The 15,336-nt window shown below is 34.4% G+C and carries 16 protein-coding genes; 13 read left to right on the forward strand and 3 right to left on the reverse strand.

Annotated features, from left to right (window positions below; translation table 11 throughout):
• Positions 1–895: 895 nt before the first annotated feature.
• Positions 896–2,809 (forward strand): immunoglobulin domain-containing protein, encoded by a 1,914-nt coding sequence (locus CWD90_RS22040; protein ID WP_103478219.1) that lies wholly within the window; start codon positions 896–898, stop codon positions 2,807–2,809.
• A 293-nt stretch (positions 2,810–3,102) separates the two neighbouring features.
• Here the strand turns inward: CWD90_RS22040 and CWD90_RS22045 are convergent, their stop codons facing one another.
• Both CWD90_RS22045 and CWD90_RS22050 read right to left on the reverse strand, forming a co-directional pair.
• Positions 3,103–3,579 (reverse strand): DUF6155 family protein, encoded by a 477-nt coding sequence (locus tag CWD90_RS22045; protein WP_103478220.1) that lies wholly within the window; start codon positions 3,577–3,579, stop codon positions 3,103–3,105.
• Between the two features lie 284 nt (positions 3,580–3,863).
• A complete protein-coding gene (locus CWD90_RS22050; protein ID WP_157941300.1) occupies positions 3,864–5,264 on the reverse strand; it encodes a TlpA family protein disulfide reductase in 1,401 nt (466 codons plus the stop codon).
• Between the two features lie 861 nt (positions 5,265–6,125).
• On the opposite strand from CWD90_RS22050, the gene CWD90_RS22055 reads away from it, so the two are divergent.
• From CWD90_RS22055 to CWD90_RS22120, 12 genes are all read left to right on the forward strand, one after another.
• Positions 6,126–6,743, forward strand: a complete 618-nt coding sequence (locus tag CWD90_RS22055; protein ID WP_103478222.1) for a recombinase family protein — start codon at positions 6,126–6,128, stop codon at positions 6,741–6,743.
• Positions 6,744–6,890: 147 nt separating this feature from the next.
• Positions 6,891–7,211 (forward strand): type II toxin-antitoxin system RelE/ParE family toxin, encoded by a 321-nt coding sequence (locus CWD90_RS22060; RefSeq protein ID WP_103478223.1) that lies wholly within the window; start codon positions 6,891–6,893, stop codon positions 7,209–7,211.
• A gap of 12 nt (positions 7,212–7,223) precedes the next feature.
• On the forward strand, positions 7,224–8,318 hold the full coding sequence (locus tag CWD90_RS22065) for a HigA family addiction module antitoxin (RefSeq protein WP_103478224.1): 1,095 nt from the start codon (positions 7,224–7,226) through the stop codon (positions 8,316–8,318).
• Positions 8,319–8,539: 221 nt separating this feature from the next.
• Positions 8,540–9,982, forward strand: coding sequence for a hypothetical protein (locus tag CWD90_RS22075; protein ID WP_103478226.1), 1,443 nt, complete (start codon positions 8,540–8,542; stop codon positions 9,980–9,982).
• A gap of 139 nt (positions 9,983–10,121) precedes the next feature.
• Positions 10,122–11,060, forward strand: coding sequence for a hypothetical protein (locus tag CWD90_RS22080; RefSeq protein WP_103478227.1), 939 nt, complete (start codon positions 10,122–10,124; stop codon positions 11,058–11,060).
• Positions 11,061–11,568: 508 nt separating this feature from the next.
• Positions 11,569–11,880: a hypothetical protein gene (locus CWD90_RS22090; protein WP_103478229.1), complete on the forward strand. Its 312-nt coding sequence runs from the start codon at positions 11,569–11,571 to the stop codon at positions 11,878–11,880.
• Between the two features lie 14 nt (positions 11,881–11,894).
• Positions 11,895–12,107, forward strand: a complete 213-nt coding sequence (locus CWD90_RS22095) for a hypothetical protein (protein ID WP_103478230.1) — start codon at positions 11,895–11,897, stop codon at positions 12,105–12,107.
• 5 nt (positions 12,108–12,112) lie between these two features.
• Positions 12,113–12,322 carry a hypothetical protein gene (locus CWD90_RS22100; protein ID WP_103477874.1) on the forward strand — a complete coding sequence of 70 codons (210 nt, stop codon included), beginning with the start codon at positions 12,113–12,115 and terminating at the stop codon, positions 12,320–12,322.
• Positions 12,323–12,330: 8 nt separating this feature from the next.
• Positions 12,331–12,609, forward strand: coding sequence for a hypothetical protein (locus CWD90_RS22105; protein ID WP_103478231.1), 279 nt, complete (start codon positions 12,331–12,333; stop codon positions 12,607–12,609).
• Between the two features lie 27 nt (positions 12,610–12,636).
• The gene (locus CWD90_RS22110; protein WP_103478232.1) at positions 12,637–13,401 is read left to right on the forward strand and encodes a hypothetical protein; all 765 of its coding nucleotides are present in this window, start codon (positions 12,637–12,639) and stop codon (positions 13,399–13,401) included.
• 111 nt (positions 13,402–13,512) lie between these two features.
• A complete protein-coding gene (locus CWD90_RS22115) occupies positions 13,513–13,755 on the forward strand; it encodes a type II toxin-antitoxin system ParD family antitoxin (RefSeq protein ID WP_103478233.1) in 243 nt (80 codons plus the stop codon).
• Positions 13,742–14,035 (forward strand): type II toxin-antitoxin system RelE/ParE family toxin, encoded by a 294-nt coding sequence (locus CWD90_RS22120; RefSeq protein ID WP_103478234.1) that lies wholly within the window; start codon positions 13,742–13,744, stop codon positions 14,033–14,035. The genes CWD90_RS22115 and CWD90_RS22120 overlap by 14 nt, the downstream gene beginning before the upstream one ends.
• Before the next feature lie 806 nt (positions 14,036–14,841).
• Here the strand turns inward: CWD90_RS22120 and CWD90_RS22125 are convergent.
• Positions 14,842–15,048, reverse strand: coding sequence for a hypothetical protein (locus tag CWD90_RS22125; RefSeq protein WP_103478235.1), 207 nt, complete (start codon positions 15,046–15,048; stop codon positions 14,842–14,844).
• Positions 15,049–15,336: the final 288 nt, after the last annotated feature.

The raw sequence follows: 15,336 nt of genomic DNA on the forward strand, positions 1-15,336 counted from the left end.
TTGGAATGTCGATTGATATTTAACCCTTTCAATGTCATAAATGTTTGAAATAGTTTTCTCTAATATCGACGTATCCGATTCTTGACTGAACACTTTGATAGTGATCAAGCAGATTAAATAAATTGTTTTTTTCATAATTATGGTACAGTAGAAATATCGCTAATAGTTACTATATTACTATTTAGTTGGCAACTAATGTAAATATATATTTGCATAAGACGCAATCCTATTAATGAAATTTTAACTAATATCAAGAATAAAGCAAGCTATGGATTAGCCAAAAATTTCATCGGCAAAATTTAAATCTAATTTAAAAAAGGAATAATCTTTTTCAGTACCGTAAAACGGCCTATAAATGAAACGATATTAGAAAAGGGGACTGTTCCAAAAAAGGTTCGTTTTACGGTACTGCTCCTGAAGCTGGTATTTAAAGAGTTTTATTTTTGTGTCCATTCAAAAAACTGACCCAATACCCTATCTTGTCGGCAGGTACCTGAACTCCTTTTTCGATTCATCGCTGAAATTATCAGTTGGAGACTGATCCAAGCTACCATCTTATAGAAATAAAGTTGCTTTGACACCCCGGATATAGAGTAAAAGCTGTCCAATATTTGCGTAATATAGAATTTGTTAACAGATTCGAAATTCCCGATCTATTCAATTTTACGAAATAACTGCAACTGAACGTCAAAAAACGAAAAAATACGTAGCACGTGGAAACAGGCTTCCTCAATCATTATCAAAGCCAAAACTCCCCGAGACTAAGCCTCCTATTTTATAATTTCTGTTACTACTAATTGAGTTTACGGGCTTTGCATGAAACATGCGCCTTTTGAATCTATCTTAAAATAGTGCTTTTGCAACACAATGTGCCACATTTACAACATTGATTTCAATGGGATGTCATTTTACTATTATCTTGGCCCATAGTATGAAGACCCAATATCTAATTATAAGCTTGTTTCTATATTCGATTCCTTTTTTCGGACAGAATACCTATTCCGATACTTTTTCTGCCGTTGCTTATAACAACAACAATGGCAATAGTAACTTTTCGACAGACTGGATAGAATCTGGGGATGATAATTCGGCATCTAATGGCTATATTAGAGTAACCGGCAATGAATTGAGGTTTGCCTATATTTGGACAGAAAATATTAGAAGAACTACGAATCTATCTGCAGCTACCGGGGCGGTTCTTTCCTTTAATTGGCGTACGTCCAGTTTGGAAAGTGGAGAGACCTTAGCCATACAGGCTTCTAGTGATGCCAGTACGTTCACTACCCTGACAACCATTAGTGGCACATCTTCGGGGACATTTAGCCAAGATATATCAACTTATATATCCGCCAATACTACCATTCGCTTTCTCAAAGGCGGTGGAAATTGGACCGACAATAACGATCGAGCATATATCGACGATGTGTTGATTACGGCTACAACTTACCCCGATACGGATAATGACGGCATTTTAGATGATGTAGATCTGGACGATGATAATGATGGTATGACCGATGAGGAGGAATATTGCACAACTGCAAATACAACGTTTTTAGTATCGCAGGATGTCGGCACCAGATCGGTAGTGGTAAATCATACAGATACTGGATACCTTCGCTTGGATTTTTCCTCTATGGACAATTCCTTTCAACTTGATATAAATGGCACACCAATTCATCCCTCTGTATTAGAATTTGAAAATGGGGCACTGGACGCAGGGGAAGAATATTTTCTTTTTCAGTCGGATAATGCCTTTATAAATTCTCCTTGGGTGGCGAACACCAACGGGCTGCCTCGATTGAGACTTATTGTGGACGAATCGGGTAAAGTGACTTTTTATGGAACAAGAACTTCTAGCTCGACTTCCCTAGAGATTATACACGCACAGGCGGGAACTCCTTTTAACACCGTTAACTGGGTTCCCGGCTTTAATAATGTCTTTACCATTACAAATCAATCTGGGCCCGGTCCGGAGGGATTCACTGGAGTATTGTTCGCTAGTGCTTTGTGCGATTCTGATGGGGATGGGATAATAAACAGTTATGATTTGGATTCGGACAATGACGGCATCTATGATATAGTTGAATCGGGCGTGCTAAATATTTCGGGGGTCAATGATGGAAACAACGATGGAATAATTGATGGGGGGCCATCAGCTTTTGGCAACAACGGACTTCATACCAATATTGAGGATAACGATTCGGCCTATGCCAATTTAACTTATAACATAACCGATTCTGATAATGATGGGATTTACGACCCCTTTGAGTGGGATGCGGACGATGATGGCTGTAATGACGTTTTTGAAGCTGGATATACTGACAATAATAATGATGGCATTTTGGCCGACTTGCCTACAATCGTAAATAGTAATGGTTTGGTAACGGGAACAAGTGTTATCAATGGATACACTACACCTGATGACAACAATTCCAATGGTACTTATGATTTTCAAGAAGCTTCCTCCTTGCCAACAATTACTTCACAGCCAATAAACACTGTGATTTGCCCAGGTTGTAGCACAACAATTGCCGTTACTGCCACAAACGCCACTTCCTACCAATGGCAAATTTTCAATGGGATTAGTTGGGTGGATTTGACAAATACAGGGATACATAATAATACTTCCACGAATACTTTGTCGATTAACGAGGCGACACCTGGGGATCATGGCAATCAATATAGGGTCGTTCTGACCAATATTGGTTATGTATGCGGCACAACGATATCCAATACCGTGATCCTGGGCATCCGTGTAAACACGGTTATTACCAATCGAAGAATTACCTATAGGGTAAAAAAGAATTGAATTATGTTTAACACCAGCCATATGGCAAACAACTGTTTGACCTAAAAATTCCGGTCATAAAAGTCAAACCGGATACAAAATAAGAATTATTCTTTTTTAGTCCCATAAAACGGCCGATAAATGAAACCATTTTAGAAAAGGGGACAGTCCAATAAAGCTTTCCATTTATAGAACTTACTAAAAATCGGGATTTTAAAGATTCTGTAAATAAAAACTAGGATATGGCAATAAGAATAAATGTTTGGGTTGTGCAACGGTTACGGCCGATTAAAAGGACGGGGTGAAGAAGGTGGTCAATATGAAAGTTCTAATCCGAACTCACTTGCTTTATTAATAATTCCCATTATCCGTTCTTCATATTTTTCGTACATGCCCAACTCATTAATTCCGTTTGTAGCAGAATAGAATATTTTCTCCAAAGCTATATAATAGCTTTCGTCCCAGTATCCAAAATCTTCGACAACTTCCAAGCAACAAGCTACATAATGCAATTCCAATTCCACATTAAGCTCTGTTATCTTCATTTTTTGGACTGTCCGTATTATTTTTCGAGCTTCAGTTTCACGTATCTGCATATTCCGTCCGTTTGGATAAATGTATCTTTCGATTTCTTTTTTATAGTTCTCCACAAGTTTCTTGATTTCACCTGTGGCAAAAATGTCCAAATAGGTTTTAGCGCCTGGTACTTTTTTATATATCTCCGAAATCAATTTAATGATTTCAGTTTTCTCCATTCCACTCAATTCTTTTTTGACTTCTCTAAATGCCATTTTAGGCTTTTTTTTAAGCTTGTTGGTAACCTGTTAAATCAATCAATACGAATATAACGGTTTATCCTTTTATGCCAGGGATAAAGAGAGGTTTCGAAGCACTTTATTCGGAAAGGGGATTGTTGTAGTCCCAAAAAAGGTTGGTTTTAGGGGACTGAAACAAATAAATCAGATCTAAAATAATAACTCAAATCGGGATATTCTTTCAGGGAATGGCCGGTTGGGAAGCGTAGAGACCCCGTGGACAAACCGTGACTTTCAAAACATTTATCCATAGGGGAATATCAAGGATTATTTATTTTTATTACCAAATTTTTAAAAACCAATGAATCTGATGGTCTAGGAGCAGAAATTGTTTCAATTTTATCATTATATCCAATGATAATGTATCTTGGAATCATAAATGTGCCGGGTCTGTTACCGGTCAAGAAACTAATAATTGAGGATTTGTCGCTATTCAAAAGTCTATATTGATGCTCATTTTTTAGAAATTCCTGTAACTCTTTTGATTTATTCAACCATTTTTCTTTATGGCTATCAACAGAGATAAAAAACCATTCAATATTTTCGTTATTTGCCAAATGTTTTCTAAAAGTCTTTGTTTTTGTTATTTCAGAAATGCATGGTAAACACCAACTGGCCCAAAGGTCCAAAACCTTGATTTTGTTTTTGGCCTTTTTCAAAACATTATCTAGTGTAACTGTATCACCATTTAGCCCTATCAATCGTTCGGCCATGACTTTTTCAGGAAATTTAAGACCAAAAGCATCCAATTTTTCATCTATTCTGTCGAGTGCTTCCCGATAAGAAGGGTTTAGGCCCTTGCCCTTATATTCATGTATTAGATTTTTAATTTCTTCCCTATCGATTTTTCCCTGTCCAAAACCTTTTTCGTAATAATCGAGTATAAGACTTGTTATCGCGTAGTTTTCCAACGGCCCGTTCAAATGATTTTGTATATACTCTTTCTCTGTTTCAAAATTCACAGTAGAATAGTTTAATTGTCCGTAATTGACATAGTAGGATCTTATAAACGCAACCAAAGATCTCTTAAAATAATCCTCGTTCAAAAGCTCGGGCCTTTTAAAATCACTAATTGTAATATGGTCCAAATACTCTCCCACATCAAAAAAGCCATCTCTTTCCACATCGTAATCCTTGGCAATGGTTTGGAATAAACCTTCTTGACTATTTACATTAAATCCTAAATCCGTCGTAACGGACCTAGGGGCTACTAAATTATACAAATACTCAAACTTAAGTTCTGCGCCCACAATCCTCTTGAAATCATCCGAAACCTGGTTCTTTACAATATAATCCTCAAAGAATTGATGTCGTCTTTTATAAATGGATAGACATCGTTTTTTGTAATCCTTTATATCACCTTTGTATTTATTTTTTGCCCATTCGGTGTTTGTCGAATCCAGCTTAGCAAAAAAATTGTACTGAGAAGCATTTCTCCCATTAAAACCAATTCCCTTTTTATTAATTAACATTGCAATCGAGTCTCCAGGGCTTGCAAAAATTCGAGTATTATAATTTGTGGAATCTCCAAAGGAAAAAACTTCAATTATTTGAGACTGATTAATCGATTCGAGGGTAAATATTGTGGTGTCATTAATCTTTTCCTTAAATAGTTTATCATGATTGGCTCCTCGGAAATAAGAGTAGTTGATAAAATTCATATAATCAAAGGCTTTAGTATCATCAGTAAATCCTTTTATTACTACGTTTTTGGAAGAATTCGTTGTATCCTTATGGACAGACGTTATTGTGCGGTTATTGTTTTCTTTAATTTGCTTACAAGTTATGAATGACAAAAAGAACAGGGTTAAAAGAAATATTATTCTGTTTTTTAGAAATCTCATGGATAATAATACATTAGTGAAATATTTAGGAGTATGGGTTATCTTTCGTTTTTATGTAGGCTTTATCAGCGCTAATAAAAAATTTAGTACTTAAAAATCCCTGGTGCTCCACAGTGGATGTCTAGAATAAAGTTTGAAAACGGATGGTTTTCATAAATTTCAAAACTTTTTCCTTTCATACCTCGATGGTTCAGCGGGTAAATCTGTTAGACTGTTTATTTTCCAATAAATCAGAGTTCCGGCACAAGTACCTAGACCGCCCTTTCACGATGTATAAAAATCATCAGCTGGTTAATCTAAAGAATTCCTCGAGGTTTTCATTACACTAAAAATCGACTTTCTTCCGTTGAATACCTCGACTGCTCTGCCTCCGGGATTATTTATTAATCTATTTTTTCAAGAACATGAATTTAAGATTTTTTTTTGAATACGCATAGCCCCATAAAACGGCCGTTTTACGAAACTGCTCAAGCCCAATCCAAAATTATCCGTCCCCAGTTCCATTTGTCGTTCCATTTAGTAGTTTCGTTAATTAACCTTTTACGGAACTAAAAAAATACAATTAAACCACCGTTTTATTAAACTTTATAGCCTTATATTATTTATTGATTTTAAATAGTTTAAAGTAGCGTACTAAATAATTAGTTTGTATTTTGAGGTTTATTTAAACTTTGGGTTATGGTTTTTGGATACGCTAGGGTAAGTACTGCAGAGCAGAATTTAGATTTGCAATTGGATGCTTTTTTAAAAGAAGGCATTGATACAAAGAACATTTATACGGATAAGGTTTCCAGTTCCCAGGAAGAACGTAAAAGCTTAAGCAAACTTCTGGACTATGCCCGTGAAGGGGACACTATTGTTGTTTGGAAATTGGACCGCCTGGCCAGAAGCTTGATTCATTTTACAAACTTCATCAACCAGCTCAATGAAAAAGGGGTCAAGTTCCGAAGCATTACCGAACCTTTTTTGGATACCACGGACAAGTCTTCGCATTCCCAGTTCATTGTAAATATGTTCGCTGCCCTAGCACAGTTAGAGCGGGATATTATCATTGAACGAACCAAGGCCGGCTTGGCCTCTGCGAGAGCAAGGGGTAAAATATTAGGTGCCCCTACGGGAATCAGTAATAAAAATCAACAAAAAGCCATAATTTGCGAACAGTACTTTAAAGAGGGTAAATTAACCGTTTCTGAAATTTGCGAGAGAGTGAATATTTCTAGAGCAACGTATTACAAGTATTTAAGACATAGAGGGCTTAATGGGAAACTTCGTCCTTACAATGCAGACAATAATTAAAGAATTAGTTACCTTAGTTTTTATAAATGATATATAGTTAATAACTATATCCAATTGTTGGCAACAATTATAATAAAAAAATAAAGTTCACTTAATTAGTGAACTTTTTTATTTATTTGTACCTTTGCACTATGGTAAAAGAAAGTTATGGAAATAAACTTCGAGAAAGATTATTTAGAAGAACTGTATGAAAACGGAAAGGCTCGAAGCAAAAAACACAGGTTTCAACCAAGCGTTATCAAAAAGTATATACAAACAATAGATAAATTAAGAGTTGCAAAAAATACAGAAGAGTTATATCCCATTAAGAGTTTGAACTATGAACGGCTTATTGGCGATAAAAAAGGATTAGAATCTGTTCGAGTCGATGGCAAATATCGAATAGAATTTCTAACTACACTAGAAGGAGAAGAACCTAATAGTATTACAATATGCTCAATTATTGAATTGAGTAATCACTACAAGTAAATACTGGGAAAAATGGCAACAAACAAAGTTTTAATACCCGCGCAAGCGACACATCCTGGAGTTTTAATTAAAGATGAATTAGACGCAACACCTGATTTAAACCAAAGAAAATTGGCAAAGGAATTAGGTGTGCAACCTTCATTTTTAAATGAAATAATTAAAGGAAAAAGACCTGTAACCGCAGACATTGCAATTTTATTAGAAAAAATATTGGGCGTTTCAGCGGACTATTGGATGAAATTTCAGTCTCAATACGAGATTGACAAGGCAAGAGTTAAGCAAAAAAACATTAAAAGAGTTAAGAATATCGAACTATGGAACATTATAAAAGAGTATGTTCCAGTTCGATATTTTAAAAAACACAATTACTTAAATGATGATATTGAAAGTGACATAAAAACTATAAAAATTATTTATGCTGTAGAAACTATTGATGGTCTAGTATCAGCTTTTTCTAAAGATAAATTCGCATATTATCGTAAATCAGAAAAATTAAAGATAGACGACAAAAATATGTTTGCTTGGAGTTCTTTAGCACAATATGAAGCTAAAAATCAAAAAACGAACACTTTTAATTTTGACAATTTAAATCAACTCTGTTTAAATCTAAATAACATATTTTACGAAAACTCTGGAACACCTGAAAGAGTTAAAGCCGTTCTCAATCAATTTGGAATTAAAATGCTATTAATTGATAAACTAGAAAAAACACCTATTGATGGGTTTTCCTTTTGGTCTGAGAAAAATCCAGCTATTGCCTTGACATTGAGATATAATCGGATTGACAATTTTGCATTTACAATTATGCACGAAATTGGACATATTGATTTGCACTTGCGAAATGATAAGGACAGAAAGTTTATGGATTTAACTAGAAAACAGAATTTAGATAAATGTGAAACCGAAGCAGATAATTACGCTCAGGAAAAACTAATTTCTAAAGACATATGGCAAGATATTTTAGAAAACCATCTTCCATTGAATGATGAAAAAATTAAAGCTCTAGGTAACAGACACAGAATCAATCCCGCTATCCTTTTGGGCCGAGTTTGTTATGAAATGGATTATTACGCAATGAAAACCACGATTGACAAAAAAATGAAATAACTGTTTAACACAACCTATAAACAATATGGGTTTCAGGCTTAAACGTAAGGTTTGTATATTTTTGTGAAGACCCCAAAATCTTTTGGATTTTGCTTTGAGCAGAAAAAAAAGAAAAAACAAAACCAAAAGCTTTTGCTATGTGCGTGGGGGAAAGCAAACGCTGGTTTGCCCCCGTACTGTTCATAGAGCTAAACCGTCGTAGGCAATGCGAGAAAAACTGAATGGTAAGAATATATTTAGATAAACAAATATTTAGTCATCTTTTTAAACAGGAGAAAAGCCAATATGTTGATTTATTAAATAAAATTAAGAATCATAAAACCAGTCTCTTTTGCTATTCGCACGCCCATTTACTTGATTTAAAAAGTGATAAAACTGATATAAAATATTCAGAATTAGAATTCATTGAAACTCTCGTAAACGACAACTATTTATCTTATCACGCTTTAGAGAAGAAAACATCTTGTTATTTAGCCAAGCCTTTAGACGCGTTTAAAGACGTAGAGGAAGAAACTGACCATATAGATTTCTCAAGCATCCTTGATTTTGACACTTCGAAACTACCAATTGAAGACATAAAAAAATTAGAACAAGCTAAAACCTTGTTAACTGAAAAATTTCTTGATTTCGGCTTTATTGATACTGATTCCATTGATTCAAAAGTATTAGACCCATTATCTAAAATATTACCAACTGACTTACCACCAATGAATATTATGGAGTGGAGTGAACACTTTATGGGAATGTTCAAAACTATGCAAGATGATAAATCCGTGTACAAGGGACTTCGAAATGTAACTGACAAACATCTTAATAATGGAAAATTCGTTGTTGATTATGATGAAATTGATTTCAATGAAGACTTAAAAGATTCTTACCTTCAAAAAAGCTTCCTTGATTATGTTAGAAGTAACATAAACCCAAATGGCGATAAGGAAATGTCCAACTACGATTTTTTGACTAATGCCTATTTTACACTTGACCTTTTAGGCATTAGTAAGGAGCCTTCAAAAAGTGTTCGTTTCAACAACGTCCTCAATGATGGGATTCATAGTTACTACGGAGCATACTGTGATTGCGTAATATCCGATGATAACGGATTTTTAAAAAAAACAAGAGTCCTTTATAAACTTTTAGGAATTGAAACTAAAGTATATCACGCCGAAGAATTCATAAAGTCGTTCAATTTCATATTAGATAAAGAAGAAGATAGTTACCAAACTTTTAGCAAGTTACTAATCAACGATATTAAAACGGGTATAATTATAGACGATTTCAAATCACTGAATTTTGATAGACATACTTCAACTATAAAACCAATTCATAGTTATTTAGGATATTTCAATCGCATTGATAATTTAGTAGAGGAAGGAAAAAATTATCTCTATTTTTATAGAAGAACTAAAAACTACTCTAACTTTAGTTTTCTTCGAGAATATGAATTAGTAGTTAATAGTGGATTCCGAGTTTTAGGAATTGACCAAGATTCAAGGGGTATTTTCGATTGGGACACTGAAAAAGAGGAGTTAGTCAATGACAAATGGAATGGTCGATTTTGGGACTTTAATGACTTTACAATTAAAATAGAAAACAATAAAGGCTCTAAAGAATTGAGTATGCTAATGGCATTTAGGAGCGAAAGCACTGCCTACAACAATATATAAAAAAATAGGGCAAATAGTGCTTAATCGAAAGGTCTGTGTGTATTTAAAACAAAATGCAAAAGATTTGGCTTGTGGATAATCCGCAAGGTAATTCCTTATTTTAAGCCCTACTTCTTTTATACTAAACGTTGTCAACCATATGGAAAAACAATTTTATATTCCATTTAATAACTCGGAATTTAACACCAGTAGTTGCTTCTTATGTGGTTATATTATTGAAGAAAAAATAACTCGAGAACACGTTTTCCCTAAATGGTTACAAAAAGAATTTGATTTATGGGATAAAACCATCTCAATATCTAACAACACAACTATTCAGTATAAAAACCTTACAGTTCCTTGCTGTTCAAAATGTAACAATGAGCATTTATCAGTTATGGAAAGTAATTTTCAAGAATTACTTCAACAAGGTTTTAAAGAACTAACCGATTTTGATGAGCAAGTGATTTTCAATTGGTGTGGTAAAATATTATACGCCACAAGACACAGGGAATTATCATTGCTATATGATAGAAAAAAACCTGAATTTGGTTCAATAATTTCTGACGAGGAATTTCAAAGTTATTCTTGTCTTCAATTTTTTTTACAATCAATTAGATATAGTACAACTTGGAATGTAAAACCTTGGAGTTTATTTCTATTTGAATCTAAAACCAATGATTTCTTTTATCAAACGAGAGTACATTTTCCTTGCTTATCCATTAAACTCGGAAAATACATAGTGATTATTCTTTTTGAAGACAATAATGCAATTGAAAACCACTTTAGTAAATTCAAACAAATAAGGTTTACACCAATAAGTATTGTTCAGCAAATTGAAATTACTTCATACTTATTTTATGCTGCCTCTATAAAAGAAAAAATCCCATCTTACAGCTCTCACTTTTTTGATAATCACCTAACAATAAACAGTTCTAATCAAATACAGAGTAGAAATTTTGATTATGATGAATTTGCTTTTTACTATCGATTGATGCTAAGAGATGTGGGAATAGAATTTAAAGATAAAATCCATACAGGAAACGGAATGATTAACACAAGCTTAATTGACGAAAACAATGAGCCTTTAATAAAATGAAAAAATGCGATTGCCAACAAACAACTGAGTTAACTAAATGTTCAAATAAACGATAAATAAAAGATGAGTCCATTTTTAGCACAAGGTATTTTAGGAGTTTTTTTATTCGTATCGGGTTTGATTATCTATGATTTGAACGGAGGAACATCAGAAAATAACAACACAAAGTTACAAGGCTATTCAACTTTGACAATGCTAATTGGTCTAGGGGCTTTTGCTTTTGGACTATTGAAATATTTCAGTTGAAATTGACTCATACAAAGTCTAAATAAACGATTAAATCAAAAAGAGCTTTGGCCAACTGGACAGAGCTCTAAAGGATAACGCTATATGAAAATGATAAAATTTGGGGTCGATTATTATTCTCATATAAAAGTAGGTATCTTGTTGAAGCCGGAAAAAATTATGATTTGAAAACCGCCTTTGTTGTGGTCTATCACCGTAATTCAGATAATTCGTGAGCTATCCAGAACCTATAAATTGAGAAAGTTCAAATTAACGATTAAAGATGCCAAAAAAACGATCAGAACATGTCATTTATGAGGACGAAGTGGAAATAGGGCCATTGCAACTTCAGTTGATGTTTGGCCCAACTTGGAAAGAGGACATTGATATTGCCATAAATTCAATTTTCTGTGACTGTGGTACCGAATACAAGAAGTTGATAAACTATAAAAGTTATATTAATAATCTTAATGATATAATTCTAAAGGGATGGTGCAGTTCGTGTATAACCATTGCTGCACGCTATATCGAAACAGGGGAACGAAAGGGTATCGAGAAAATCGCTGATAAAATTAGAAATATCAACAAATTGTAAAGCTAAAATAAAGGATGAAAAAAGAAGAAATAGAAAAAATCAATCCTATACTTAAGGAAACGTTTCAACCTTTGTTTGAAAAAGGTTTTATCACCAAAGAAGAATATGATGAAATAATTACTTCTGAGATATCTAGTCCAGATACTTACTTGGTTAACTTATTCGGTCAATCTAGAACAAACGAGATCGAAACAGCAATGAAATTGGATTATTTAAAGTTTAAATAAAGTATATGTTAGAAGATGGTTTTAGGTCGCATAGATATAGCGATATATTGGGCAACTTAAGTGAGAATGGTTTTCTGACCGCTGAGGATGTTGGCAAGCTGCTAAAAGAATTTACTACCACCCAAAAAATTACTTTTGATTGCATAAGCGATGAAAAGGCCCAAATCGTGTCGGAAGCATTAATTGATAACTATCAACGATCAAAGTCTAATTAAACGATAATATGCTTACAGACATCAATCCAAAATTACCAATGCGCAATAAAACGATCGAAAATATGTCCGAGTTAGAATTAAAAAACGGCAAAACCTTTGTCTTCATTGATCAATACGAAACGGTTGAAGCTAAGATATCTTATGGCAAAACACTTGAAGGATATAATGCATTCAAAATTTGGTTTAATGGTAAGTTTGTAATAATATCTAAAACATTTATTCCAATAGTTCATAAATTGAATGAATTGGCGGATAGATACCAGTTAGAAGAATCTAAGTTTAAATAAACAATTAATGAATATCTCAAATAAAAAATGAAGGGGGCTTATAAAATATTGTTAGTCCTTTTAGTAATTATCACGCTGTTACTGATAGTTTTCTTTGTTCCTGAAAGTAAGAAGGAGCTTAGAACAAAAAATTTCACCTTTCTATTTAGTTCCAGCATCGATTCATTAAGTATTGTTGAACTCTCTAAAGCATTGGAAGACAGTTATACAAGAGTTAGCAATAATATGAATACAAAGCCTGCTGATAATATCCAAGTCAATATCTACCCCCATAGATGGCGATATGTAAAGGCCACAGGTAATTGGAATGCTTCTGGGAGCATAGAAGGAACTTCAAAACTCCACTTTTTAGAAAATACCTGGATGGAAAGCGATATTGCTAAAATCGCTGTTCATGAATTTGTTCATGCCGTATTTCTCAAACTACTGCTCGACAGTGAAAAGCAACCCCTTAACCCTGAAAAATTCGACGAAAAGTTTTCTAAATACCCCATTTGGTTGTGGGAAGGAGTTAGTACTTACGAAGCAAATCAATTTTATGACCCAAAGACATTAGCATACTTTGACGGTGGCCGATACCCCCAAATATCCGAATTAAATGTTCGTACAAAAGGACAGAAAATATATACATGCGGCTATACCATTGTAGAGTATATTTTGGAAGAGTACGGACGAAATAAACTTATCGAACTAATAAAATCTTATGGAGATTTGGAAACGGTACTTGGTGTAAGCGAAAAACAGTTTTCTAAGGATTGGTATCAATTTATGGACAAGAAGTATTTAAATTAGATGAAAACCAAAGTTCAAATAAACGATTCCTTTTTCAACCGAGTTAATCTAAGTTATTCATTAGGAAATGGTGCGAATAATAACTATATTGCACCATAATTTTATACTTTTATGCAAACTACTAGAAAGTCAATAACATTTACGGACCAACAGGATAGCTGGATAAAGCTAAGGGTCGAAAAAGGAGATTTTACTAACGATAGTGAATATATCCGTGATTTGGTAAGAAAAGACCAAGCGGAGAATATGAAACTTTTAGAATTAAAGCAAGCCATTGATGAGGGACTGCAAAGCGGTAGAAGCCCACTAAAAATCCGCGATATAATCAAGAAGGTGGATAATGGGGAACTATAATTTATCCACTAGAGCTCAATTTGATATTGTTGGTATATATAAACATGGCATTAAGTTTTTTGGCTCAGATCAAGCTTTAGATTATTTAACTCAATTAGAAAGTTTTTTGGAAGAGTTAGCCGAACGTCCTGAATTGGCTAGAGATGCTTCTCCAATAGCTAACGCCTTAAAATTTTATAATTTCAAAGGTCATGTTATTTATTATTCATTTGATGATCATAATGAAATATTCGTGGTTAGGATACTGGGCAGAAGAATGAATTTTGAAGAACATCTCTAAAGTTCAAATAAAGGATTCCAAATTTCTTACGGAATTCGGTTTTCCCGGGTCGTACTATGGCCGAAAATCACTACTTTAAGGGACAACGAAGATCTCAACGAAAGAAATGTCAATAAAACAGGCCCGATATAGGTACCGAATAATCGATAACTCGAAAGGGGAAGTACTCAAGGACGGCCGTGGAGGTATGGACGATCTGGAAAATTTTTTCCGAACGAAATCTATGAATTTTTAAAAAAAGAGGATGCCGGGGACCGTTTGGTGGACACCTCGCTAAGGATGGCAAATTTTACCTATGAAATAAAGAAAAGCGATTGAACCGCACCAGGCCGGGCCACGACCCTTTGCTCAAGGCCCAATTTAAGAAGTCCCCACACCATGTGAACGGGACGATCAGCTCCCGGATGAACAAGCCGATGGACTTTTGGAGCTTGACATCTACGCCGGCATTATTTTTTAATATATAGTTATGGATCGATTTGTAGACCAGAACATTACCTTTACCTTCCATTGCCGCTGCGGATCAGATGGGTTCGAGAGGCCGAAACGTTCTATGGATGCCATAGCTTTCCACGTTGGTTATTTTATATGTTCGAACTGCAAAAAGCCATACGATTGCCGTTCAAGCGCCTTTATGAAAAACTATACCCGGCTGGGACTGTTTTAAAGTTCGAACAAACGATTAAATCATAAAGAGCTGAAGTCAACAACTAGAGCTCTTTATGATAACACTATATGAAAATGAAAAGATGTGGTGTCGATTACTAATTTGGTTATTTTTGCCCATCCCCCGATATTGTTCAAAGTTAGATTTCCATCCTTCCTTCTTCCCCTTGGCCCTTCTCATTGAACACTGCCTCCAAGTCGACCGATCTGATGAATTCGTCAAAATTGAATGTTGTGGTAATATCGTCAAACTCAAATCGGTCATAGTATACCACCCTCGCCGGATTAAAGTGAACCACCCAAATCGGGTCAAAGTGAACCACCTTCGCTGGACGAAAGTGAACCACTAAAAAAGTCGATTCTATTTGTAAAAAGTCAAAGGTCTTTTTTTGTTAAAAAGACGATGGCCAATAAACAGATAGACATGCGAAAAGTAAAACACATATTCAAGCTCTACAGCGAGGGCGTAAGCAAACGCCAATTAAGTTCCAGGCTCGGAATATCGCGTAACTGGATATTCTATAGATACTGACCCCCCATTCTAGTGATGTTGACCCCTCTTGCTATTTTGGTTTACAAAAGATAAGACATGACAATATTACAGTTTTTTTCTAAGACTATTTCCTTTGAGTTCA

The organism is Arenibacter catalasegens (genome assembly GCF_002909235.1).
In the GTDB taxonomy this organism is placed as follows: domain Bacteria; phylum Bacteroidota; class Bacteroidia; order Flavobacteriales; family Flavobacteriaceae; genus Arenibacter; species Arenibacter catalasegens.